We start from the raw sequence: 22787 nt of genomic DNA, 5'->3' as shown, positions 1-22787 counted from the left end.
AGCAGACTCAGTAAAATTGCAGCCCGACCGTAGGATGCCAACGTAGCTCAGCTGGTAGAGCAGCTCACTCGTAATGAGCAGGTCGTGGGTTCGAATCCCACCGTTGGCTCAGGGCAGGGGTACTGAAGGGGTAGCGCTTAGGGCAGGCTCCTCCAGCAGAGTCAGAAGAAGAGCACTACGAGGCCATAGGTGCTTGCAGTGGCTAAGGGCGAGGAAGACCAGAGCTTCAGTGCAGAGCCAAGCGAGCGCTTCGGAGTCAGGCGTGTTCCGGAGGCATCAACGAAGGCGAAGAGCTCGTCCAGTACTAAGTGGCTCAAGAAATCCCAGGACGGCAGCCGTCGCCATCGTAAGCCGGAGATCGAGGGTATTCTCGGAGAAAGCAAGGAAGACGAGCATTCCCCATATCGCCGCAGCCGGGAGGCTGTGGACCATGCCTCGGTGAGTGGTGAGCCGACTGAGGAGGTACCGTAGCCCCCACCGCAACATCCAGAAGAGCACAACAGCGGTACCCAGAGTGCTTGTCTCGCTCAACGGTAGGTGCAGGAAGTGGCTGCCGATGAGCACGCCAAGGAGTGCCCCAGTGCTGAAGACGAACTCTGCAAACCGGCTACCGGGTGAGTCTATGTCGGGAAGGATACCTCCGACGGTGCAGAGTACGGCTGCCGTTGCTGCTTCCTGCCACGGGAGCTGATGGTGGAGGGCATGGAAAGCGGCATAGCTGCTTCCCAAGGCCCAGGCAACGGCGACGTGGTGTTCAAAGCGTGCCATGGTGCTGACGCCAGAGGCGGCGGATATCCTCTACTCCCAAGGGGTGCCCAGCAGCCAGTAGACGGAGCACTTCCAAGTTGATGCGGTCAGCAGCATGGTCTCCGCTGTCCGGGGTTTCTGCAATCATCGGGATGGAATCCCAGCGTGGGTCGGTCAAGAGCCGGCGGAAGCAGTCTGGACCGCAGTAGCCTAACCCAATGTGGGTATGCCGGTCTCGGCGTGCTCCGGGAGGAAAGGCGCTGTCATTGAGGTGAAGGACACGTAGACGTTCGACTCCGATGAGGGTCTCCATGCGGGTCCAGAACGCCTCGTACCCTTCTTCGTTGTCTATGCGGTACCCGGCCGCCAGCGCATGGCATGTATCGATGCAGATCCCAAGGCGGTCTGCAGCAGGGCAAAGTTCAAGGATTTTCGCTAGCTCCTCCAGTGAGCCGCCCAATGCGTTCCCTTGCCCAGCGGTGAGCTCTATGCACAACTGCAGGTCCTCGCCAGCATTCCGCGCAAGAGCTGCGAGGGCCCGGGCAACGCGGCGTATCCCCGCCTTGCGTTCCTCTGCAGGGCAGCTTCCGGGATGGAGTACGAGGAATGGGATGCCTAACTGCTGGCAGCGCTGGCATTCCGCCTCCAAGGCAGCGTAGCTGCGACGCTGCAACGACTCTTGTGGCGAAGCCAGGTTCGGTAGATACGCAGCATGGGCCACGACAGCTTGGATTCCTATCGCTTTGAGAGCCTCTCGGAAAGCCGCAGCGGTGTCCGGAGGTAGAGGCGAGAGACTCCACTGACGGGCATTCGCCGTGAAGACCTGGAAAGCTGTGCAGCCAATTTCCCGAGCACGCCGTGCAGCTTTCGGCAGCCCTCCAGCGATGCTGACCTGAACACCGAGTAGGAGCGGCCTGTCCATCTCACGACGGAGGGTAGGTGGGTGGGCAATATTTTTGCCGTTGGTCTCCGAGCCTATTTGGGATGCCGTGGGAGCTCGTGCAGACGGCTTTCCATGATGGTGCCGTCAAGCTGTTCCGTAGCCGGCAGTTCCGTGACGAAAGGGGCTGGTTCCTAGAGGTCTTCCGCGTCGATGAGGCGGCTCGGTGGGGGATTCGCGAAATCGTGCAGGAGAACCACTCTCGCTCGCGCCGTGGGGTTATTCGCGGGCTCCACTTCCAGCATACCCCGCCGATGGGGAAGTTGCTTCGGGTGACGCGTGGCCGGGCTTTCGTTGTGGAAGTGGACGTCCGCAAGCAGTCCCCAAGCTGCGGGCGTTGGTGGAGTGTTGAGCTAACGGCTCGAGACCCCTTGCTGCTGTGGATTCCGCCGGGCTTCGCCAACGGATTCTGTGCCCTTTCTCCGGTGGTGGAGGTGCAGTATCTCTGTACGGCGCTGTACAACCCAGCTGGTGAAGTCGTTATCCGCTGGGATGATCCAGAGCTGGGCATTCCGTGGCCAGTTACGGTCCCGATTCTGTCTGAGCGCGACCGTTTGCGGGGGATGTCACTGCGGGAGTGGCTGCAGCATCCGGCGGCGGAGTCGTTCGGCACGTAGTTCCCTGGCGTGGGAAGCTGAATTCCACCACTCTCGTCTCTTGCAGAGCGTGCTGGAGTAGGGTCTCCAACGGGAGCTGAGTCTCTATGTCGGCGACGGTTGCAGGGTCCGAGCGCGTAACGGAATGGCGGGGGACGAAGAGGCTGCAGCAATCTTCGTCTGGCTGGATCGAGAGCTCGTAGGTACCTAACTGCCGTGCCTGTGCGATGATTTCCTGCTTGGACATGCCGATGAGGGGACGCAGGATTGGGAGCTCAGCAACGGCGCTGATGGTTGCAAGGTTGTCCAGCGTTTGAGAGCTTACCTGTCCTAAGCTCTCGCCCGTCACCAGGGCTTGGGCTCGATAGCGGCGGGCTATCTGCTGCGCTAATCGGAGCATGAATCGGCGGTAGAGGATGACGCGGTACGATGGTGGGGCTAATACGACGACGTGCTGTTGGAACTCCGCAATTGGGACCAGGAAGAGCCGCGAGCGGTATTGGTAGCGAGTCAGCACCTCTGCGAGGGCTTCCACCTTCTCTTGGGAGCGCCGCGAGACGAGCGGAAAGCTGTGGAAGTGGACGAAGTCAACAGAACAGCCACGCAGCATCATCCGCCACGCAGCTACGGGGGAGTCGATACCGCCGGAGAGGAGAGCCAAAACGTGGCCGCTGACACCCACTGGAAGTCCTCCCATGCCCGGTAGGCGTTCGGTGTAGACGTAGCAGCCGTCTGGGAGTAGGCGCACCCAGAGCGTCTTCTCGGGTGTTTGGAGGTCTACTCGAGCTCCAACGCGCTCTGCAATGTGTGCCCCAAGCTGACGTTCTATCTCGGCTGAGGAGAGAGGGAAGCGCTTCTCCGTCCGTTTGCACCGAACAGCAAACGAGGCAAACGGGGGGAGTTGGTCGAGGAGCGTGTCCGTGGCCTCTACAAGGGCTTCCCAGGAGAGCTTGCTCCTGAGGGCCAACGCGACGGATTCTACTCCTACCACGTGGAGTAGGCGCTTGCGGACAGACTCAATCTGCGAAGGGTCACAGTGAATGCGGACGGCCATTGGGGGGACATACGTCACGGACGCAGGGAGGTCGTTCAAGGCCTTTCGGATGTTGCGGAGCGCTGTCTGCAAGAACAGACGCCGGTTGTTCCCCTTGAGGGCAATCTCGTGGAACAACCATGCCAGGAGGACAGGCCGTGGCTTACGCTGCATCTGCCGCGTAGCTCTGAAGTGCCAACTGTGAACACAACGATCCACGCTGGGCGCTTTCACTCAGCTCCTCTATCCGGCCCCAGCGCCACGCTCGGTAGAGCGTAACTGGCTCAGTAGAGGTCGCCGGTAACTGGGGGTTGGTGTAGAGAGAGGCTTCATAGAGGCGCATGGAGAGCCGGTAGTTCAGGCGTTGCTGGGAGCCTGCGCATCGAAAGCGGAGATCGGCTAGCTCACAGCCGAGCTTGGTCTTAGCTAGCCGCTTGAGGGCCTCATCGTCCGACTCCCCTGGTCGGAGGCTAACGGCTGGGAGTCCCCAAATGGCAGGCAACTCGGGATCGTCCTCTGGACGTAGTACTAAGAGGATCTTGTCGGGATGCAGGGCAGAGCGAATGAGAACTGCGATGCTTTCCTTGCTCTGTTCTGTCGCAGAGCTGCTCATGATGGTCTCACAACGAACGTTGGGTGCACCTTAGCCTCCAGGGAGTTCCGGCGCCCGATGTTGAGCAAGATACCGGTTGCTGCTGCAGAGAAGAAGACAGAGCTCCCGCCGTAACTCAGAAACGGCAGCGGGACTCCTGTGACGGGTAGCAAGCCAGTAGTGACCCCCATGTGGACGAGGGCGTAGACTACTAGGGTTGCCGTGATGCAGAGAGCGGTTGCCCGTCCAAAGGTGTCAGGGCAGTGAAGAGCAATCCGGAGTCCACGCCAGAGGATGAGCAGGAAGGCTCCTACGATAGCGGTAGTTCCCAAGAGGCCGTACTCCTCGCCAATGATAGCGAAGATGAAGTCGCTGTAAGCTTCCGGCAGGAAGAGCTCCCGCTGTAGGCTTTGACCAGGCCCAACACCAAACAGCCCTCCGTGGCCAAAGGCCAAGAGGGACTGTCGAGTCTGGTACGATATCTGCCCCTGCCACGAACCGAGGAAAGCCATAAGCCGCTGGAGGCGGTACGGTGCTGCCAAGACGTAGATTAGGAAGCCAGCCGTCCCAAGCCCTGCCAGCAGGGCTAGGGTGCGGATGCGTACACCAACGGCGGCGAGTGCTAGGAATCCGAGGAGAGCAACCAGCCCAGCTGCGGAAGCATTTGGCTGGGCGGCGATGAGGACCCAGCAGAGCACGAGCCACAGAATAGCCCGTCGGACAGCAGGATGGGCAAGGTCTAGAGGAGGCTCGGCTGAGCTCAGACGAGCCGCGATTGCCAATGGCAAGGCATACTTGACGAACTCTGATGGCTGGAAGCGGAAGAACCCCAGCTCTAACCACCGTGTTGCCCCCTTGATGGGTTCTCCAACCACGAGCGTGAGGAGCAGGAGGCCGGCCCCTATCCACAGCATCGGTCCCGCCCATCGGAGCCAGAAGTGGTAGTTCACGTGCAGCACAACGAGGATGACAGCAATGCTCAGCCCAGCCCGAAGGGCCTGTCGCCACAGGAAATGGTGGCTCGAGCCGAATTTCCAGGCAGCTACGGCGGCACTTGCGCTGTAGACCAGAGCAACGCTGAAGAGCGACAGTCCTACAACCGTCAGCAGCAGGAGCCAATCCACTGATGTCTGGTTGAGCCGTAAGCGCATGGGACTACTCCCCTGGAGGATTCGCTTCCAGGAGCCGTAGGAACTCCTCTTCAGAGAGCTGAGGGATGCCGAGCTGCTGTGCTCGCAGAAGCTTGGATCCTGGGCGTGTTCCGACGATGAGGTAATCCGTTCGGCGGCTCACAGTGTCCGTCGTACGGCCACCGCGGAGCTCAATGGCTTGGCGGGCTTGGTCGCGGGTCATAGAAGAGAGCTCACCCGTGAGGACGAAAGTCTTCCCCGCGAAGAACCCTTGGGAAGCAGGCTGGGGAGGATGTTCGGTAGCGAAGTGCAGTCCGGCTTGTCGTAGGCGCTCTAAGAGTACGCGGTTGCGCTCATCGCGGAAGAAGCGGTACACGGAGTCAGCAATCTGCTCACCCACGCCGTGGATGGCTAAGAGGTCGTCCATGGTAGCCTGGGCTAATGCATCCATGCTGGGGAAGGCCTCGGCTAAGAGCTTTGCGGTTTCCTCGCCGACGAACCGAATCCCGAGAGCAAAGAGCACACGGTGATACGGACGCTCTTTGCTAGCCTCAATGGCGGCTAAGAGGTTCTCTACTCGCTTCTGCCCCCATCCCTCGAGCTCTACAAGGCGGTCGCTGTACCGATGTAGCTCATAGATGTCAGCGATACTGCGCAAGAACCCGTGGTTGACGAGCTGGTCAACGACACGCTCTCCCATGCCTTGAATATCCATGGCACGACGGGAAGCGAAGTGCTCAATACGGCGCCGTATCTGCCAGGGGCACTCCAAGTGGTCGCAGTAGTAGTCAACTTCTCCGGGTGGACGGTAGAGGGGATGTTGGAGTGGACATGGACACACCTCGGGAAAGACGTACGGCTGGGCTTCGGGTGGACGCCTTTCTAAGACAACCCCGCTAACCTTGGGGATGACCTCGCCTCCCTTCTCTACGATGACGGTGTCACCAATCCGTAGGTCTAGCTTGGCGATGTAGTCTGCATTGTGGAGGGTTGCACGGCTGATAGTGGAGCCAGCCAAGAAGACGGGTTCCAATTCCGCAACAGGAGTGACCTTGCCTGTGCGTCCGACTTGCAGCACGATGTCTCGCAGCACCGTTGTGGCCTTCTTTGCCTCGTACTTGTAGGCAATGGCCCAGCGGGGAGCACGGGCTACAGTTCCCAATCTCTGCTGCTGGCGTAAGGAATCGACCTTCAGTACGATGCCGTCGATCTGGAAGGGAAGCCGCTCGCGAGCGGTCTCCCAGTGGTCGATGAAGGCGAAGACTTCGTCTAGGGTCTCGCAGAGCCTCCAGTGAGGATCCGTGGGGAAGCCTAATTGCTGGAGCAGTTGCAGGTTCTCGCTCTGAGAGACGAGCTCTACTTGGTCGGAGTAAAGGTAGTAGCAGACCAGCCGGAGAGGGCGACGGGCCACTTCACGAGGGTCCAAGAGCTTGAGCGTTCCAGCCGCTAGGTTCCGCGGGTTTGCAAATGGGCGTTCTCCGGCCTCTACTCGCTCACGGTTGAGCCGGAGGAAGTCCTCCACGAGGAGGTAGACTTCTCCGCGGACCTCGAAGGTGTAGAGAGGGGTGCCGTGGTAGCTAACGGGACGCACGCGGAGAGGAAGCTGGCGAATTGTCCGTAGGTTTTGTGTAATATCGTCGCCTGTGTAGCCATCGCCCCGACTGGCGCCAAGTACGAAGGTCCCATCGCGGTAGTGGAGGCTCACGGACACCCCGTCGTACTTGAGTTCGGCAACATACCGATACGGTTCGCCTTCCAGGAGCTCTCGGACACGGCGGTCAAACTCGAGCACTTCCTCGCGGCTATAGGTGTTGTCCAGGGAAAGCATTGGAATGCGATGCTGCACGTGCGGGAACTCCTTCAGCGGCTCTCCGCCGACGCGCTGAGTAGGTGAATCAGGGGTGATGAGCTCTGGGAATTCTGCCTCTAAGCGCTTGAGTTCAGCGAAGAGAGCATCGTACTCCCGGTCAGAGATTCGGGGCTGAGCTTCCACGTAGTAGTAGTGGTCGTGCAGTCGGATGAGCTCACGGAGTTCTTGGATGCGTTTAGCTGCTTCGCGTCGCCGTCGCTCGCGTTGTGGTTCCTCGGGCTTGGACTCTAGGAGGCTGAGCTGCTCTGCCATCCTCGCGGCTCAGGTAGGCTGTGGCTCTGCGGGCAAAAATACAGGGGCCAACTGCGACTGCAGCGACCGTAGGGGGCGGAGTAATTTTGCGCTGCTATGAGCCCCATTCGCTTCATCGGGCACTGGACGCTTCGCTTCTTAGCCGGACTCGGGCGCATCCTACTGCTGTTGGGAAGTGTGCTGAGGTATCTCCCCCGGGTGGTGAAAGACTGGCGCTTGGTGGTTCAGCAGATGGCAGTCTTCGGAGCAGATTCGCTTCCACTGGTGCTGCTCATCGGTGGCTTCACGGGAGCTATTGCAGCCCTGCAGGCGACGAACCTCTTCGACAAGTTTAACCTGCTGGCCCTAGCGCGCCCATACCTCGGAAGCTCCATTGCAACAGTCGTCTTCACGGAGCTGACCCCGGTGCTCACCGCCTTGGTCATCGCTGGGCGCGTTGGGGGAGCGATTGCTGCCCAAATCGGTACCATGGCCGTCTCTGAGCAGTTGGACGCTTTGGAGATCATGGCGATAGACCGGGATCGGTACTTGGGGATGCCACGTGTTGTGGCGGCGCTAACGATGATGCCGGTCTTAGCGGTGTTCTCCAACGTCATCGCAATCTTTGGAGCCTTGGCGCTGACAGTGCTGAAGTTTGATATCTCGCCGGCGCTCTTCTTCGAGTCCATCCAGCGATTCTTCCGGACGTCCGAGGTAGTGATAGGGTTGGTCAAATCGGCGGTGTTCGGTGGGGTGACCGCTCTCATCGGCTGTGCTGAGGGCTTTGCTACAACGGGTGGGGCTGAAGGGGTGGGACGGAGTACCGTCCGAGCTTTCACAACGTCCGCAGCGACGATCCTGGTACTGGATGCTCTGTTTGGATATGTGCTGTAACCTAGGGAAGAGGACGCGGGATGTCAGTTGGGGACCTCCCTAAAGCATTCCCTAGGCGTCTGCGGCACCACGGGAGCCCTTACCTCTACATCCCGCTGCACCAGCTCCGCATCCGTCCGCCTGGATATCCTCCGGTGCCGGAACGGTTGGAGTGGAACCAGTTCTTTGCCTCCGGGGAACCTCCGCTCAACTTGGATATCGGCTGTGGTGAGGGGAGCTTCCTGCGGGAGTTCGCCCGTCAGCATCCGCGGGAGAACATCTTGGGGATAGAGGTACGCAGGGTGTTGGTGGAACGACTCTTGGAGGTGCTTCACCGAGAGGGACTCCCGAACGCTGCAGTACTCTGGTACAGCATCGTCAACGGTCTGCCGTTCATAGACGACAGCAGTGTGGCTCGCATCTTCGTGCTGTTTCCCGATCCATGGCCAAAGAAGCGGCACCACAAGCGGCGAATGCTGACCCCCTTCGTGTTGCAGGAGTTCGCGCGGGTCTTGCGCCCCGATGGGCTTCTGTATATCGCCACAGATTTCCCCGCACTGGATGAGCACCACCGCCAAGTGCTGCAGGATACCGGCTACTTCGATTATGAGTACGTCACAGACGACGCCGACTGGGGACTGCCCCTGACAGACCGTGAAGAATCTTGCCGCCGCCGCGGGATCCCGTACGTTCGGATGCGTTGCTGGAAGCGATGCCCGGTGGACTGACGGCAGAGCTGGTGCTGGTAGCCTACCAGCATGGCTACTTTCCGATGGCTGATCCCGAGACACGGGAGGTCTTCTTCTACTCGCCCGATCCTAGGGCCATCATCCCGCTGGATGGCGTCACCATCTCCCGGTCACTGCGGCAAACCCTACGGAGAGGGGACTACGAGATTCGCTTCAACACAGCCTTTGAGGCCGTCATCCGTGGCTGCGCTGAGCGTCCCCAGTCTTGGATTTCGGACGAGCTCATCGCTGTCTACACGGAGCTCCATACCATGGGGTTTGCCCATTCTGTGGAAGCTTGGTACGGTGACCAGTTGGCAGGTGGACTCTATGGGGTCGCACTCGGAGGGGCTTTTTTCGGGGAGTCCATGTTCACGCGCCGCCCAGATGCTTCCAAAGTTGCGTTCGTAGCCTTGGTGGAGCGGTTGCGACAGCGTGGGTTTGTGCTGCTGGATACACAGTACAGCAATCCCCACACCCAACGCTTAGGGGCGCTTGAAATTCCGCGGAGTGAGTACCTGCGGCGACTCGAGCGTGCGCTGCGACTTCGGTGCCGGTTTGCTGACTGAAGATGCTTTTTGCCACCGCCAACGATGCCGCCACGACGGCACAAGTGGACGTTCCTCTTGCCACGCCAGAGATGGTAGAGACCACTCTGCTGGGCGTTCGCCGATGAGCGGTTCTGGAACGTACTCGCCGTAGATCTTGCCTAGCCACCGTGCTGTCTGCAAGCTGTCGTCGTAGAGGATAAGCTCGACTCTGTCAGCGCTGTTTCGGAAGAGGCCCGCTGGAACGCCGTCCGAATCGTAGTGCCAATACACCGTTCGGGTGTTCCCAACGGCATGCAGCTCGGCAAGGGAGTCGCTTAGCCGGCGAAGGCTGACGGAATCAGCCTTTAGCTGGTGCATGCGTAGGGTCGTGTCAATGCGGATGCGCAGTCGAGCGTTTCCGTAGCCATGCAGGATCGAGAATTGCCCTCCTTGGAGGAACACAACGACGCTGTCGGCTTTGAGCTCCGCCGCGCCATACCAGACAGTGGGGTTACCACTCAATCCGACGTGTCCCGAGTCCTCCTCCCACAGCACTCTACTTGCTCGGGCGGCCCAGAGGGTATCCCGCACGATGCTTGCCGACCCTTCAGCTCGTAGGTGGTTCCCTGTGCTGTCTCGCCGGAGGAGTATGGTCGCTGCTGTGAGCCAAACGGTATCGTGGGCTGCCGTATCCAATTGCCGAAGGATGGCGGAGCCGGCCAGACGTATCTGACTGCTCTGCGGCAAGTACGTTATGGTGTCGGCTTCGGCTGAAAGATGTCCTGAAGGGCTTTCAGCATATCCTCCGCCCCAAGAGTGGGAGACTCCGGTAGTGCGGTGATAGCGCAAAGTATCGGTCCAGAGAGTTAGCGTCTCATCTCGGTAGAGCACGTCTGTGACGAGGAGAAGCTCTCGCTGAGCGATGTTGTAGAAGCCCCACCGAGCCCGAACGGAACGACCGTCCTGGCGGATTTCTGCCCCTTGTTCAGCAACAGCCGTAGCTGCTGCGGGATCGTAGATGATGAGAGGGGCGGTAATTCGGAGCCCGTCCTGCTCCAGACGGACATTGTGTCGTAGGACGACGAGGCCAGTAGCGATGTACTGAAGGGCCGTGCCACAGCGGAGGGTAGCGTTCCCTTGTTGGAGCCACACGTTGCCGATGAGCTCTCGCACATCTCCACTGTCTGACGGCCGTACGGCAAACGCATCGGCATGGTGGAGGATAACCGGCAAAGGTGGTCCAACGGGGCGATCCTGACCGTAGAGTGCCGAGGAGAGGAGCAGAAAGAGCCCTATGCTACCCGTTCGCAACCGCACAGTCGCTCTACTACGGGCAGTGCTTCCCCAACTACGTAGAAGGAGCCAACGATGAGCGTCGGGCATTCCCGTTCCCATGCCCGTCGGGCAGCCTCCGCAACACTCGGAATAACCTCAATCGAGGAGAACCCACAACGGGAGGCCACGGTTGCCAACTGCTCTGCTGGCACAGCCCGCTCCGTTGCAGGGGAGCAAGCAATTAAGTGGCTAGTGTAGGGGGCCAAAAGGCGGAGCATGCTCTCGTAGTCTTTGTCGGCCATAGCTCCGAAGACGAGCTGCCAGCGTGTCGAGGAGTAGCCATGGAGGTCCAACGCTTGCAGTAGGGCAGAGATTCCACCAGGATTATGGGCAACGTCTACAACAAGCGGTGGAGAGAGACGCAAAGGTTCTATGCGTGCTCGGAGACCTCCCCATTGGCGGACGTGCCGGAGGCCTTCTGCAAGGGCTGCTTCTTCAACGGGAAACATTGGGGCTAAGAGCGCCCGGATGGATAAGACGATCGCTAAGTTCCACACTTGGTGCTCGCCGGCAAGCGGAAGTACGAGCTCTCCAATCTCGGGCAGGAATACAAGCTGTTCCAGCGTTGGGAGGGCCTGGAGGCGCTTTGGCACTGCTTGTGGGATGACGACTTGGCGTGCCTGAACTTCGTAGGCCCACTGGGTTAAGAGCTCGCGGAGTCGTGGATTGCGCTCGCCAATGACGACAGCACTGCTAGGCTTGACGATGCCAATCTTCTGCCAGGCAATCTCTTCGAGCGTAGAGCCCAAAAACTGCTGATGGTCGTAGTCGATGCTCGTGACGACGGCGACAGCGGAAGAGATGACGTTTGTGGCGTCATACCGTCCGCCCATGCCGACTTCCACGACGGCGATGTCGATTCCGTGCTCGGCGAAGAGTTGGAAGGCCAAGGCCGTGGTAACCTCGAAGAAGGTGGCTCCAAGGCTCTCCGCCGTTTCCAGTAGCAGCGGAAGCAATTCTGCGATGGCTTCGTCGGATACTGGAATCCCGTTGATGCGGATGCGTTCCGAGAAGTGACACACATGCGGCGACGTGTAGAGTCCAACGCGGTAGCCTTGGGCCTGCAGGATGGAAGCCGTCATGGCGCAAACGCTTCCCTTCCCGTTTGTCCCCGTTACGTGGACGGACGGGTAGCGGTGATGGGGATTGCCAAGCTGGTCCAGTAGGGCTGTTATCCGATCCAATCCCGGGCGAATGCCGAAGCGATGGAGTCGGTAAAGGCGCTGGAGTAGGGTGGAGAGGGTAGCGGACATTTCGCTTGTTAGTCAGCTCTGCACAGGCTTGCGAAATTACCGTAGGGGGTTGCTGCAGGGGGCTCGTCGGCAAGTTGTAATTTTGTTTACCAGCTCCAGCATAGGTCGGCGCGTAGCGCAGCCTGGTAGCGCACTACCTTGGGGTGGTAGGGGTCGTGGGTTCAAATCCCGCCGCGCCGACACGGGAGTAAGAAGCGGGTAAATGCGTTTCCCGCTACATGCTTACGGTTTCCTGCGGCTTGCCGTCGTCTCCCCCGAACTCCGAGTGGCAGATGTCTCCTACAACGTTGGCCGTATCGTAGAGGCACTCCGTGTCGCTGCCCATAAGGGCGCGCACATTGTGCTCTTTCCGGAGCTGAGTCTGACAGGCTATACGTGTGGGGACCTCTTCTACGAAGCCGCTCTGCGTCGTGCTGCGTGGGAGGGACTCCAAGAGCTGCTGCCAGTCACGCAGGAGCTGGAACTTGTTGCCGTTGTAGGGTTACCGATAGAGCTTGGGGGGCGTCTCTTCAACTGCGCAGCAGTGCTGGCACAGGGCCGCCTGGCAGGTTGCATTCCGAAGACGTACCTGCCGAACTATGGGGAATTCTATGAGCGGCGCTGGTTTGCCTCCGCGATGGAGTGCTCCCATACCACCCTTCCCATGGAAGGGGCAGAGGTTCCTTTTGGGACGGATCTCCTCTTCCCTGTGGAGAATCTGCCGGGTGCGGTCCTTGGGGTGGAGCTCTGCGAGGACCTCTGGGCACCGAAGCCTCCAAGCGGGGATATGGCAGTAGCGGGGGCAACGGTGATTCTGAATCTCTCCGCTAGCAACGAGGTGCTTGGAAAGGCTGCTTATCGGCGGTTGTTGGTGCAGTCTCAGTCAGGGCGTTGCATCGCTGCTTATGCCTATGCCTCCGCTGGGGCATGGGAGTCTACGACGGATATGGTCTTCGCTGGACATAGCCTCGTTGCGGAAAACGGCATCCTGTTGGCGGAAAGCGAACGGTTTGCTTTCCGTCAGCAGCTCATCCTCGTGGATGTAGATGTCGAGCGCCTCATCCACGACCGCCTGACGAATACGACTTTCACGGCCTCGCAACCGAGGCGGAACTACCGTCTTTCTCCTATTCGAGTTGCGGAACGGTGGGCAGAGCGGTTGTTCCGGCCGCTCTCTGCAACCCCATTCGTACCAGCAGAGGAGCATGAGCGAGGACGGCGGGCAGAGGAAATCTTCACCCTTCAGACGCGTGGGCTGGCCCGACGGCTCCTCCACTTGGGGGAGAACACGAGTGTCGTTGTTGGAGTCTCGGGAGGTCTAGACTCCACATTGGCGCTGCTGGTCTGCACTGCTACGATGGACCTCCTCGGGCGAGAGAGAACCCAGGTCCACGCTGTCTCTATGCCTGGTCCCGGCTCCACCCAGCGGACCCAGCGGAACGCACAGCGTTTAGTCCAAGCCTTGGGAGCAACTCTGCATGTCATTCCCATCACGGAAGCCGTCCACCAGCATCTACGTGCTATCGGGCATCCAGAGGAGGTGCTGGACGTCACGTACGAGAATGCCCAGGCTCGTGAGCGCACTCAAATTCTTTTCGACCTAGCCAACCAACTCGGCGCGCTGGTGGTAGGGACAAGCGACCTTTCGGAGTTAGCATTGGGTTGGTCCACATACGGTGGAGACCATCTCTCCGCCTATGGGGTCAACGCGGGCCTGCCCAAGACGTTGGTGCGTTACGTCGTGGAGTGGTGTGCACGTACCCTCTTTTCGGGAGAAGTCGCAGAGGTTCTGTACGACATCCTCTCCACGCCGATCTCTCCGGAGCTGCTCCCGCCGGCTGATGGGGACCGGATTCGACAGCAGACGGAACAAGTCCTGGGGCCACTGGAGGTTCACGATTTCGTTCTCTTCCACATGGTGCGCTACCATTTCTCGCCGCGCAAGATTTTCCTACTGGCCCGATTGGCTTTTGGTGAGCAGTATCGAGAGGAGCAGCTCTTGGAATGGATGCGCCGCTTCTACCAGCGCTTCTTCGCCAACCAGTTCAAGCGCTCGTGTCTGCCCGATGGACCGAAGGTTGGAACGGTTGCCCTTTCGCCTCGTGGAGACTGGCGCATGCCGAGCGATGCAGAGGCTGCCGTATGGCTAGCGGAGATAGCAGCTCTGCAGCCAGAGACGGTCTGAAGCTACTCCCGAAGAGCTCCCGAGAGGATACCGCGTAGGAAAGTCTTGCGGAAAGCCAAGAAGAGCATGAGTGCCGGCAGGGCAGCAATTGCGGCGCCTGCCATGAGATGACCCCAGTCCACAGTCTGCTTGCTGATGTAGAACGCAAGCCCTACGGGTAGCGTTCGCCGTGCCTCCGATTGGGTGAAGAGGAAGGGAAAGAGGAAGGCGTTCCAGTGGCTCAGGAACGTCGTTAGCCCCACCATGAGGAGGACAGGCCGTGCCAGCGGGAAGACAATGCGAAAGAGAATGGCCCATGGTCCGGCTCCGTCTAGTCGAGCGGCATCTTCTATGTCTGGTGGGAGAGCTGCAATGTATTGCCGAACCATGAAGATGCTCAGTCCGGTGACGAGCCATGGGAGGATGAGCGCCCAGTAGGTATCAATCCAGCCAAGAGCGACCATCAGTCGATAAAGGGGGAGCATGAGGACATGGGCAGGGATGAGCAGTACAGCAAGTACAGACGCCTCTGCGACAGGTTTACCAGGGAAACGATACCGTGCTAGTGCGTAGCCAGCCATGAACCCAAAGAGGAGGTTTCCGGCCGTAACCACCGTGGAGACGAGAAAGGAGTTGAGGATGTACTGTCCAACAGCGGTGGTGCTCAGGAGATTGATGTAGTTCTCCAGCGTGAGTGGCGCTGCCAGTAGCTCCCCGAGGGTGCTGTACTGCTCCGGATAGCGCCGTAAAGAGAGCAGCACCATCCAGCCGAAGGGAAAGAGCATGCCTAGAGCGACCCACCCGAGTAGGGCGTAGAGTCCTGCCTTAGGGAGCCACGTAGAGCCGGTGCGCATAGATGTAGTCTAGGACGGTATCCGGAACGATGTAGCGGACGGAGAGGCCGCGTGCTAGACGAGAACGAATGTTGGTGGAAGAGACGGCTAGCAAAGGTACCTCCAAGATGATGGCCTCTGAGAGGCCAAGCGTCATCAGGTGTTGGCGTAACTCGAAGTCGTCTACTCCAGGACGTGGGGCGATGCAGAGCCGGACCTGCTGGACGATTTCACGCCAACGATGCCAAAGGTGGAACTCGATTGCCTGGTCGGCCCCCAAGAGGAGGAAAAGCTCCGCAGTAGGGAAGCGCTGTTGGAATTCGGCAATTGTGTCCACCGTATACGAAATCCCCCCTCGGCGGATTTCACAGGCCTCAGTGCAGAACCGCGGATGCTCTCTCGTGGCGAGCTGTACCATGGCAAGTCGGTGCTCGGCCGGTGCTAATTCGGAGTTAGCGGATGGCTTCAGCGGTGGATGGGCTGCAGGGACGAAGTAGCAGCTCTCGAGTCCGAGGTGTTCTACGAATCGGTCTGCAACAACAAGGTGGGCGATGTGGATCGGGTTGAAACTGCCACCGAAGATGCCGATTCGCGGCATTCACGCTTCGGTCGTTACCGCTCTGCCTAAGGGGAAAGCGCTACGCCGGAGTGCATGCACGACGTTTAGTGGCACGTAGCCATGAGCAGGCTTGCAGCGAGCCTCGAACTCCTCGCGGAACTTCGTAACGAAGCCCCGGACAGCCCATGCTGCGGCGTCCGCTAGAGCACAGATGGTATGACCCTCCATCTGGTTGCAGATGTCTACGAGCAGGTCGACGTCTTGCGTAGTGGCCTCCCCGGCAACAAAGCGGGCCAAGATCTTTTCAAGCCACCCACAGCCCTCACGGCAGGGGGTACACTGCCCACATGACTCATGGTGGTAGAAGCGCGCGATTCGCCAAGTGACGCGCACAATGTCCGTGTCTTCATCCATCACGATGATTCCTGCCGTCCCGATATGGGTCCCCAACTGCTTGAGCGACTCCTCGTCCATACGTACCCCCTCGATCTCCTCGCCTCGTAATGGCGGCATAGAGCTTCCACCAGGGATGACGGCCTTAACCCTCTTGCCGTTTGGAATGCCGCCGCCGACATCGAAGAGAAGCTCTGTCAGGAGGGTGCCTGTCGGGAGCTCGTAGACCCCGGGACGGTTGATGTGCCCACTGAGTCCGTAGAGAATAGTGCCTGGATGGCCAGGGGCACCAATTTGAGCATACGCTGCACCACCCATTCGAATAATTGGAGGTACGGCAGCAATCGTCTCGACGTTGTTGACAGTCGTCGGCATACCCCACAGACCGCGCTGGGCAGGGAAGGGAGGTTTGAAGCGAGGATAGCCCCGCTTGCCTTCAATGGACTCCATAAGCGCTGTCTCTTCCCCACAGATGTAGGCGCCCGCACCCTTGTGGAGGACAATGTCTAAGCTATAGCTGGTCCCAAAGGTCTGGCGCATCCGCTCGCCAACGAGCCCGCGGTCGTAAGCCTCCCGAAGAGCCTGCTCTAGCAGCCGATACCATCGGTGGTACTCGCCCCGGATGTATACGAAGGCCTTGGTGATGCCCATAGCGTAGCCGGCGATCAGGATGCCTTCCAGTAGCTGATGGGGGTTGAACTCCAGGATCTGCCGGTCCTTGAAGGAGCCTGGCTCGGATTCGTCAGCGTTGACAACCAGGTACTTGGGCCTGCTGGAGTCTTTCGGCATAAAGCTCCATTTCAGTCCCGTTGGGAAGCAAGCGCCTCCACGTCCCCGGAGTCCTGAACGCTTGACCTCTTCGATAACTTCTTCTGGCGTCATCGTCAGGGCTTTGCGGAAGGCCTCATACCCTCCGTGCTGAAGGTAGACCTCTAAGCGGTGGAGGTTCGAGATATCAGGCAACAGCAGCTTTGGCGTCTGTTCCATAGCCGTGTAAGGGCGTGAGATACCGTCCGCAAATATATCGCTTCGCCATGAGCTCCTCAAGGAGGAATGTCATCTGCGTAGAGAGGCCCAGACTCCGTAATGACGGCATCTAATCGGACGTCATGGGGCGCGTGCGGGATGGATTCCACAGCCTGGACGGAGAAAGCTAGTCCAATGCGGCGGGCTTGGACGTGCCGAAGGAAGCGGTCGTAGTACCCCTGTCCATAACCTAAGCGGTAGAGCTGTCGGTCATAGGCGACAACGGGGACAATAGCGACGTCGGCTGGTGAAAGACCGAGCGCTTCTGCCGTCACCCACTCAGTTGGTGGGACATCTGGCTCCGGAATTCCCCAACGATTGTAGCGGAGACAGAGAGGAAGCCGGAGCCATGCGTGGAGCAGTTCAGGTTGGCCTTCTACGACGATTGGGACCGCTACCCGTTTCCCTAAGCTCAGGAGACGTTGGCAGAGCGTGTGGGTATCTACCTCTGTGCCGAAAGAGCAGTAAGAGTGAACGATGGTAGCCTCCCGTACCCAGGGGTGAGCGAGTACGAGGCTGCAAATCTGCTCGGAGAACCGCTGACGCAGTTCTTTCGGTAGAGCGGCACGTCGTTGGAGTGCCTGCCGGCGAAGTTCTGCTTTGCTTGGGGTGCTCATCGCTGTGCTGTCACGTACCGGACTCTTGGGAGCTGAGCAAGCCCAGTCCCTACCAGGATCAGAGCGGCGCCAAAGAGTTCCCGCACGGTGAAATGCTCGCTCAAAGCTATCCACGCGATCACACTTGCGATCAAGGGTTCAAGAGCGTAGATGAGTGTTGCACGGAAGGGCGTAGTGTAACGCTGGTAGTGCGTTTGTAGTAGCATGGCAGTCAAGGAGGCTAGGAAGGCAGTGTAGGCGAGAGCAAGGAGGAGAGCTGGGAAGAAGCTCCAGTCGGGTTGGAGAGGAAAGGAGGGACTCCCGGCCGCAGCAGCGATTCCATAAGCCGCGAAGCCGGCCAGGGCAGTGACGGCAAGCTGGACGAACGTCAAACGGAGACTGTAGCCTAGGCTGCTGGAACCGGAACGCGTGAAAGAGTCCAGCGCTACAATGTATAACCCCCAGAAGAGCGTGCTGAGGATTGTCAGTGCGTCTCCAAGATTCCACCCCTTCAAGTTCGGGGCTGTCAACTGCCAGAGTCCAATGAGTGTCACGCCAGCTCCAAGCCATTCCCATCCCGAAATCCGACGACGCTGGAACAATAGCTGGAAACCAGGGACGAGAGCGAGCGTTGTTCCTGTAATGAATGCTGATCGGGAGGCTGTTGTGTAGAGCAGTCCCGCTGTCTGCAGTAAGAACCCTCCAGCCAACAGAATCCCCAGAATTCCTCCATGCCGTAGCGCTGTGGCCTCCCAGCGGTGGAATGAACCGTGCCAAAGGATAAGTAGGCCAATCGTCGCTACGAGGAACCGAAGGCCGGTGAAGAGGAAGGGGGAGATGTGGGCAATGACTCCCTTGACGACTACAAACGTCCCCGCCCAGATGAACGTGATGCCGAGCAAAACAAGCTCAGCCTTCCACGCGGGGACGCTTTGTGGCATGGGTTGGTGGTTCAGTAGCTGCCGAAGGACACAAGTCGCGGAGGACACAGATAGCACATCGCGGGCGGTGGGCCTTACAGACGTTTCTCCCGTGGGCAATCATGAGGTGGGTGAACCGCACCCACTCTGACTTCGGGACTAGCTCCATCAGGCGGTATTCAATTCGTTCGCGATTGTTTGTGGTGACAAATCCTAAGCGTTGGACTAACCGGGCGACGTGGGTGTCGACGACGATACCCTGAGGCTCGAAGAATTCGCCCAGCACGACATTGGCAGTCTTTCGCCCGATGCCTGGCAGACTTGTGAGTTCCTCCAGAGTCTTCGGAACCTCGCCTCCAAAACGTTCCAGAAGGGCCCGGCAGCACTCTCGGATGTAGCGTGCCTTGGACTTGTAGTATCCCGTTGGATAGATGTCCCGCTCGAGCTCCTCAACGGGCACTCGTAAGTAATCCTCCAGGGTGCGGTACTTCTGGAAGAGGCTCTCTGTTACCTGGTTGACCCGTTCGTCGGTGCACTGGGCGGAGAGGATTGTCGCAATCAGCAGCTCAAACGGGGATTGGTACCGTAGCTGGATGCGCGCTTCAGGATACTCAGTGTGGAGACGGCGGAGTACTTCTGCCATCCGTACGTGCTCGGGGTCTTCTGCAGGTCGGTGCTGCTTCATGGACTACTCTGCAGTGAACGACATGCCGTGACGAGTACACAAGGAGTCAGGCGTTGTACGGTAGTAGCGGTAGGTCGGGAAGTTGACGCGGTCAATCCGTGCACCGGCAGCGCAGGCTTTTTGGTAGAAGGCTGCATCATCAGCGAATCGGAGTTGAGGATAGCCAATCTCCAAAGCTAACGTCCGACGCACAACGAAGGTCCCTCCGACAGCGCACTCGCTGATGTGAATCCACCGCCGAGGATCATTCCGGTCGGGTACGAATGGGGGACCGATGACTTCTACACCCCCAAGGAGGAAGTCTACCTGCGGATGCTGCTGTAGGTACTCAGCTCGTAGGCTGAGGTGTGCAGGGTGGTATTCGTCGTCGGAGTCCAGGAACGTGATGAACTCTCCACGGGCACGGAGGATGCCGTAGTGTCGTGCAGCCCCAGGACCGCGATGAGCCGTTCGATAGAAGCGGAAGCGCGGGTCTTCCTGTGCCAAGAGAGCTACGAGGAATGGGGTGACATCCGTTCCGCCATCATCTATGATGAGAGCTTCCCAGTGCTGCCACTGCTGCCGTAAGAGGGAGCGGAGGGCGCGAAGGAGTAAATGGGCTCTGTTGCGTGTACACAGGATGACGGAGAAGAATGGCGTCGACGAGGAGTGCGCGGTCTGGGGAGCTTTTGTCCTTAGGACCTTCGCTACTGCTCCGTTTCCCATGGCGGAGGATCTCCGTCCCAGTTCGGGGGTAGCAGAATTGGAGTAAAGGCAGGATTCGTGCGGTTGCTGTCCCGCACAGTGCGTGCTAACTGCTGACGGTATGCCACTACCTTCTCCATCAGCTCAGGACGCTCAGTCGCAAGGATTTGGATGGCAAGCAGCCCGGCGTTCCGTCCTGCTCCAATCGCAACGGTTGCAACAGGGACTCCTGCTGGCATCTGTACGATCGAGAGCAAAGAATCCTGGCCCTGAAGGTGCCGTGACGGGATAGGGACTCCGATGACGGGTAATGGCGAGAATGCCGCCAGCATTCCCGGGAGGTGTGCCGCACCTCCAGCACCTGCGATGATGACCTTTAATCCCCGGGAATGGGCCGTCTTGCCGTACCACGCCATATCCCACGGAGTTCGATGGGCCGAAAGCACTCGCATTTCGTACGGGACGCCGAACTCCTGGCAGACGGCAGCAGCCTCTTGCATGACGACCAGGTCAGATTCGCTCCCCATAACGATTCCAACCAGCGGCGTCTGCATCTCAGCTTCTGAGGCTTGGTTCCATGCAGTAGCGGCGAGCGATGCCTAAGAGGGCATCCCGCCCCAAACCTGTTCGAGCTGACGTCGGCAAGACCTCGACAACATACCGGCAGCGTTGCAGGAGGGACTCCAGCTGCTGCTTACGCTGTAGGACGGCAGCCTGTGACACCTTGTCACATTTCGTTAGCACAACGACGAATGGACGGTGGTGGTTTTCTGCCAGCTCCATAATTGCCATGTCCCACGGAGTCGGGTCGTGTCGGCAATCCACCAAGACGCAGACGAGGCGTAGTTGTTGACGTTGCTTAAGATACGAGCGAATAAGCTGTGTCCACGACCAGCGCTGTGTCCGTGCGACTGCTGCATAGCCTACTCCAGGGAAATCGACCCATAGCCACCGGTTCTCGACCAGGTAGAACATTGCCGCACGTGTACAGCCGGGCGTTCGACTCACGCGAGCCAGTCGCCGCTGCGCTACCAGGGAGTTCAACAGGGAAGACTTCCCAACGTTAGAACGCCCGACGAAGGCAACCTCCGGATAGGAGGTCTCTGGCAACTGCTCCACGGAGGTGGCACAAGCATACAGGCGCGCGTGGACGACTCTTACCCCATAGGACTCTGGTAAGAGCCTGCTAAGAGGCTCTTGAGCTTTGGGCCTCGCTAGTTTCCGTTGCGGCCCAGTCAACCAGCTCTATCATCGCCATTCGGGAGCCGTCCCCACGTCGGTAGCCTCCCAGCTTGATGATTCGGGTATACCCTCCTGGGCGATCTATCACTTTCGGTGCGACGGCTCCGAAGAGCTCCTGGATGGCTTTTTTGTCGCGAATGAAGCGACCAACCATCCGGCGTTGATGAAGGTCAACAGTCCACCCTTCGGGCAGTTGCTGTTGCTGCTCCCGGATGACAGCCCGCTTGGCACGGGTAATGAGGCGCTCAACGAAAGGCCGTAGTGCCTTGGCTTTTGCTTCTGTCGTTACAATACGTTTGTGCAGGATGAGGGCAGTTGCCAAGTGGGTCAGTAGAGCCTTGCGGTGGGATGCCGTCCGTTTGAGCTTCCAGACCTTATCTCGGTGGCGCATCGGCTGTTCTCCACATGGTAGGACTTATCGGGCCTTCTCCTCCAGTTCCTCAGGAGTCATTCCTAGTCGTAATCCGTAGAGCTCAAGGGCATGCTGGATCTCCTCTACAGCCCGCGGTCCGATACCTCGCTCGCGTTGCAGCTCCTGCGGCTGCCACCGAACGAGTTCGCTGACGGTCTTGATCCCAAGGGAGAGCAATCGGTTGAGTGTCCGAGCGCTCAGCCCCAGATGTTCCACAGGTGTTGTCAGCAATGCTGTTGCAGGGGCTGTTCCTGTCGTTTCTACTTCAGCTGGAGCGGGACGAGCCTCTTCTTCTGGAGCCATCACCGCCGGGATCGTGAAGAAGAGCTGCAGGTGCTGCTGTAGGAGCTGAGCTGCTTGGCGAACAGCATCCTGTGCAGTAATACTGCCGTCGGTCCGGACTTCAAGGACGAGTTTGTCATAGTCCGTTCGCCGCCCAACTCGGAAGGGCTCAACATGGAAAGCGACCTGCCGGATAGGGGAGAAGAGCCCATCAATAGCAAGCATCCCTACTGGAGCGTCCTCTAAGACAATCTCTTCCGACGGCACGTATCCGCGTCCTCGGACGATACGCAGTTCTGCCTCAATCTTGCCGTCCTCAGCTATGGTAGCAATGTGGTGCTCCGGATTGAGCACTTCGATCTCAGACGATGCCCGCTGGATGTCAGCGGCGGTCCACTCGGTTGGCCCTTGCAGGTTGAGACGGACTCGGACGGGGCGGTCCGGCATCAGCATGCGGAGCCGTACCTGCTTGAGGTTGAGCAGGATTTCCATGACATCCTCGACGACTCCGGGCAGGGTCTGGAACTCATGCTGAACCCCACTGATTCGTACCCCAACGATCGCAGCTCCAGGTATGGAAGAGAGCAGCACGCGCCGGAGGGCGTTTCCAAGGGTCGTCCCGTAGCCGCGCTCCAACGGCTGGAGGATGAAACGAGCGTGCGTAGGGGTGGAAGCGGGGTCTATGAGAATACGCTCTGGCATGAGCAGCTCTGTAGCCATTGCCACGAGGGGGGTTAGTGGTACCTTATCACGTTAGACGTTAGACGCGCCGCCGCTTCGGTGGCCGGCAGCCGTTGTGGGGGATTGGAGTAGCATCCACAATCGAGAGGATCTCTAGGCCAGCCTGAGCGACTGCTCGGATAGCAGATTCCCGACCAGCCCCAGGCCCTTTGACGATGACATCTACCTTCCGGAGGCCCATGTCGTAAGCTTCCTTAGCTGCGCGCTCCGCTGCCAACTGCGCTGCATAGGGGGTACTCTTCTTGGTCCCCCGAAATCCGACTCGTCCTCCAGAGGACCAAGTGAGGACATTGCCGTAAGGGTCGGTAACCGTGACGATGGTGTTGTTGAACGTAGCCTGGATATAGACCCGACCGTGGGTGTCGGTAACAGTCTTTTTCTTTGTGCGCTTGCCCTTTGGAGCAGGCATGTCC

At 59.3% G+C, this 22787-nt stretch carries 25 protein-coding genes and 2 tRNA genes; 7 read left to right on the top strand and 20 right to left on the bottom strand.

The window, feature by feature from the left end; all coding sequences use genetic code 11:
- The first annotated feature begins 36 nt into the window (after positions 1-36).
- Positions 37-109, top strand: a tRNA-Thr gene (locus NZ960_00295).
- Positions 110-276: 167 nt separating this feature from the next.
- Here the strand turns inward: NZ960_00295 and NZ960_00290 are convergent.
- Both NZ960_00290 and NZ960_00285 read right to left on the bottom strand, forming a co-directional pair.
- Positions 277-768, bottom strand: coding sequence for a metal-dependent hydrolase (locus NZ960_00290; GenBank protein ID MCS7176059.1), 492 nt, complete (start codon positions 766-768; stop codon positions 277-279).
- On the bottom strand, positions 755-1669 hold the full coding sequence (locus tag NZ960_00285; protein MCS7176058.1) for a deoxyribonuclease IV: 915 nt from the start codon (positions 1667-1669) through the stop codon (positions 755-757). Before NZ960_00285 ends, NZ960_00290 begins: the two co-directional genes overlap by 14 nt.
- A 62-nt stretch (positions 1670-1731) precedes the next feature.
- On the opposite strand from NZ960_00285, the gene rfbC reads away from it, so the two are divergent.
- Positions 1732-2304 (top strand): dTDP-4-dehydrorhamnose 3,5-epimerase, encoded by a 573-nt coding sequence (gene rfbC, locus NZ960_00280; protein MCS7176057.1) that lies wholly within the window; start codon positions 1732-1734, stop codon positions 2302-2304.
- Here the strand turns inward: rfbC and thiI are convergent.
- Genes thiI through ligA form a run of 4 tightly spaced genes read right to left on the bottom strand, consistent with a single transcriptional unit; the run spans position 2210 to position 7160 of the window.
- A complete protein-coding gene (gene thiI / locus NZ960_00275) occupies positions 2210-3490 on the bottom strand; it encodes a tRNA 4-thiouridine(8) synthase ThiI (protein ID MCS7176056.1) in 1281 nt (426 codons plus the stop codon). The two genes, rfbC and thiI, sit on opposite strands and share 95 nt — an antisense overlap.
- The gene (locus NZ960_00270) at positions 3480-3929 is read right to left on the bottom strand and encodes a DNA mismatch repair protein MutT (protein MCS7176055.1); all 450 of its coding nucleotides are present in this window, start codon (positions 3927-3929) and stop codon (positions 3480-3482) included. The genes thiI and NZ960_00270 overlap by 11 nt, the downstream gene beginning before the upstream one ends.
- Complete coding sequence (locus NZ960_00265) at positions 3926-5059, bottom strand: putative lipid II flippase FtsW (protein ID MCS7176054.1); 1134 nt, start codon at positions 5057-5059, stop codon at positions 3926-3928. The genes NZ960_00270 and NZ960_00265 overlap by 4 nt, the downstream gene beginning before the upstream one ends.
- 4 nt (positions 5060-5063) lie before the next feature.
- Positions 5064-7160, bottom strand: coding sequence for an NAD-dependent DNA ligase LigA (ligA, locus tag NZ960_00260; protein MCS7176053.1), 2097 nt, complete (start codon positions 7158-7160; stop codon positions 5064-5066).
- Positions 7161-7256: 96 nt separating this feature from the next.
- Between ligA and NZ960_00255 the strand changes: the two genes are divergently transcribed.
- From NZ960_00255 to aat, 3 genes are read left to right on the top strand one after another with little or no spacing between them, the layout of a single operon-like run.
- A complete protein-coding gene (locus tag NZ960_00255) occupies positions 7257-8033 on the top strand; it encodes an ABC transporter permease (protein MCS7176052.1) in 777 nt (258 codons plus the stop codon).
- Positions 8034-8053: 20 nt separating this feature from the next.
- A complete protein-coding gene (gene trmB, locus NZ960_00250; protein ID MCS7176051.1) occupies positions 8054-8740 on the top strand; it encodes a tRNA (guanosine(46)-N7)-methyltransferase TrmB in 687 nt (228 codons plus the stop codon).
- Complete coding sequence (gene aat, locus NZ960_00245; protein ID MCS7176050.1) at positions 8725-9309, top strand: leucyl/phenylalanyl-tRNA--protein transferase; 585 nt, start codon at positions 8725-8727, stop codon at positions 9307-9309. Before trmB ends, aat begins: the two co-directional genes overlap by 16 nt.
- On the opposite strand, the gene NZ960_00240 is transcribed toward aat, so the two are convergent.
- Both NZ960_00240 and NZ960_00235 read right to left on the bottom strand, forming a co-directional pair.
- Positions 9226-10587: a hypothetical protein gene (locus tag NZ960_00240; GenBank protein MCS7176049.1), complete on the bottom strand. Its 1362-nt coding sequence runs from the start codon at positions 10585-10587 to the stop codon at positions 9226-9228. The genes aat and NZ960_00240 overlap by 84 nt on opposite strands.
- On the bottom strand, positions 10563-11858 hold the full coding sequence (locus tag NZ960_00235) for a bifunctional folylpolyglutamate synthase/dihydrofolate synthase (protein MCS7176048.1): 1296 nt from the start codon (positions 11856-11858) through the stop codon (positions 10563-10565). The genes NZ960_00240 and NZ960_00235 overlap by 25 nt, the downstream gene beginning before the upstream one ends.
- A 106-nt stretch (positions 11859-11964) precedes the next feature.
- Between NZ960_00235 and NZ960_00230 the strand changes: the two genes are divergently transcribed.
- Together NZ960_00230 and NZ960_00225 are read left to right on the top strand one after the other, a co-directional pair.
- Positions 11965-12038, top strand: a tRNA-Pro gene (locus NZ960_00230).
- A gap of 22 nt (positions 12039-12060) precedes the next feature.
- A complete protein-coding gene (locus tag NZ960_00225) occupies positions 12061-14022 on the top strand; it encodes an NAD(+) synthase (GenBank protein ID MCS7176047.1) in 1962 nt (653 codons plus the stop codon).
- A 2-nt stretch (positions 14023-14024) separates the two neighbouring features.
- Here the strand turns inward: NZ960_00225 and NZ960_00220 are convergent, their stop codons facing one another.
- From NZ960_00220 to rpsK, 12 genes are read right to left on the bottom strand one after another with little or no spacing between them, the layout of a single operon-like run.
- Positions 14025-14855, bottom strand: coding sequence for a carbohydrate ABC transporter permease (locus tag NZ960_00220; protein MCS7176046.1), 831 nt, complete (start codon positions 14853-14855; stop codon positions 14025-14027).
- Positions 14827-15432, bottom strand: coding sequence for a nicotinate (nicotinamide) nucleotide adenylyltransferase (nadD, locus tag NZ960_00215; protein MCS7176045.1), 606 nt, complete (start codon positions 15430-15432; stop codon positions 14827-14829). Before nadD ends, NZ960_00220 begins: the two co-directional genes overlap by 29 nt.
- The gene (nuoF, locus tag NZ960_00210) at positions 15433-16773 is read right to left on the bottom strand and encodes an NADH-quinone oxidoreductase subunit NuoF (protein MCS7176044.1); all 1341 of its coding nucleotides are present in this window, start codon (positions 16771-16773) and stop codon (positions 15433-15435) included.
- Between the two features lie 56 nt (positions 16774-16829).
- Positions 16830-17429: a 5-formyltetrahydrofolate cyclo-ligase gene (locus NZ960_00205; protein MCS7176043.1), complete on the bottom strand. Its 600-nt coding sequence runs from the start codon at positions 17427-17429 to the stop codon at positions 16830-16832.
- Positions 17426-18349 carry a DMT family transporter gene (locus tag NZ960_00200; protein ID MCS7176042.1) on the bottom strand — a complete coding sequence of 308 codons (924 nt, stop codon included), beginning with the start codon at positions 18347-18349 and terminating at the stop codon, positions 17426-17428. The genes NZ960_00205 and NZ960_00200 overlap by 4 nt, the downstream gene beginning before the upstream one ends.
- Complete coding sequence (gene nth / locus NZ960_00195; GenBank protein MCS7176041.1) at positions 18318-19013, bottom strand: endonuclease III; 696 nt, start codon at positions 19011-19013, stop codon at positions 18318-18320. Before nth ends, NZ960_00200 begins: the two co-directional genes overlap by 32 nt.
- A 3-nt stretch (positions 19014-19016) precedes the next feature.
- Positions 19017-19718 (bottom strand): glycosyltransferase, encoded by a 702-nt coding sequence (locus tag NZ960_00190; GenBank protein MCS7176040.1) that lies wholly within the window; start codon positions 19716-19718, stop codon positions 19017-19019.
- On the bottom strand, positions 19700-20251 hold the full coding sequence (gene purE, locus NZ960_00185) for a 5-(carboxyamino)imidazole ribonucleotide mutase (protein MCS7176039.1): 552 nt from the start codon (positions 20249-20251) through the stop codon (positions 19700-19702). Before purE ends, NZ960_00190 begins: the two co-directional genes overlap by 19 nt.
- 1 nt (position 20252) lies before the next feature.
- A complete protein-coding gene (gene yihA, locus NZ960_00180) occupies positions 20253-20936 on the bottom strand; it encodes a ribosome biogenesis GTP-binding protein YihA/YsxC (GenBank protein MCS7176038.1) in 684 nt (227 codons plus the stop codon).
- Positions 20884-21330, bottom strand: a complete 447-nt coding sequence (rplQ, locus tag NZ960_00175) for a 50S ribosomal protein L17 (GenBank protein MCS7176037.1) — start codon at positions 21328-21330, stop codon at positions 20884-20886. The genes yihA and rplQ overlap by 53 nt, the downstream gene beginning before the upstream one ends.
- 24 nt (positions 21331-21354) lie before the next feature.
- Complete coding sequence (locus tag NZ960_00170) at positions 21355-22353, bottom strand: DNA-directed RNA polymerase subunit alpha (protein MCS7176036.1); 999 nt, start codon at positions 22351-22353, stop codon at positions 21355-21357.
- A gap of 40 nt (positions 22354-22393) precedes the next feature.
- Positions 22394-22783, bottom strand: coding sequence for a 30S ribosomal protein S11 (rpsK, locus tag NZ960_00165; protein ID MCS7176035.1), 390 nt, complete (start codon positions 22781-22783; stop codon positions 22394-22396).
- Positions 22784-22787 lie beyond the last annotated feature (4 nt).

The sequence above is a fragment of the Candidatus Kapaibacterium sp. genome (assembly GCA_025059875.1).
GTDB lineage: Bacteria > Bacteroidota > Ignavibacteria > Kapaibacteriales > HRBIN21 > HRBIN21.
This window is presented reverse-complemented; position numbering and strand designations above follow the sequence as displayed.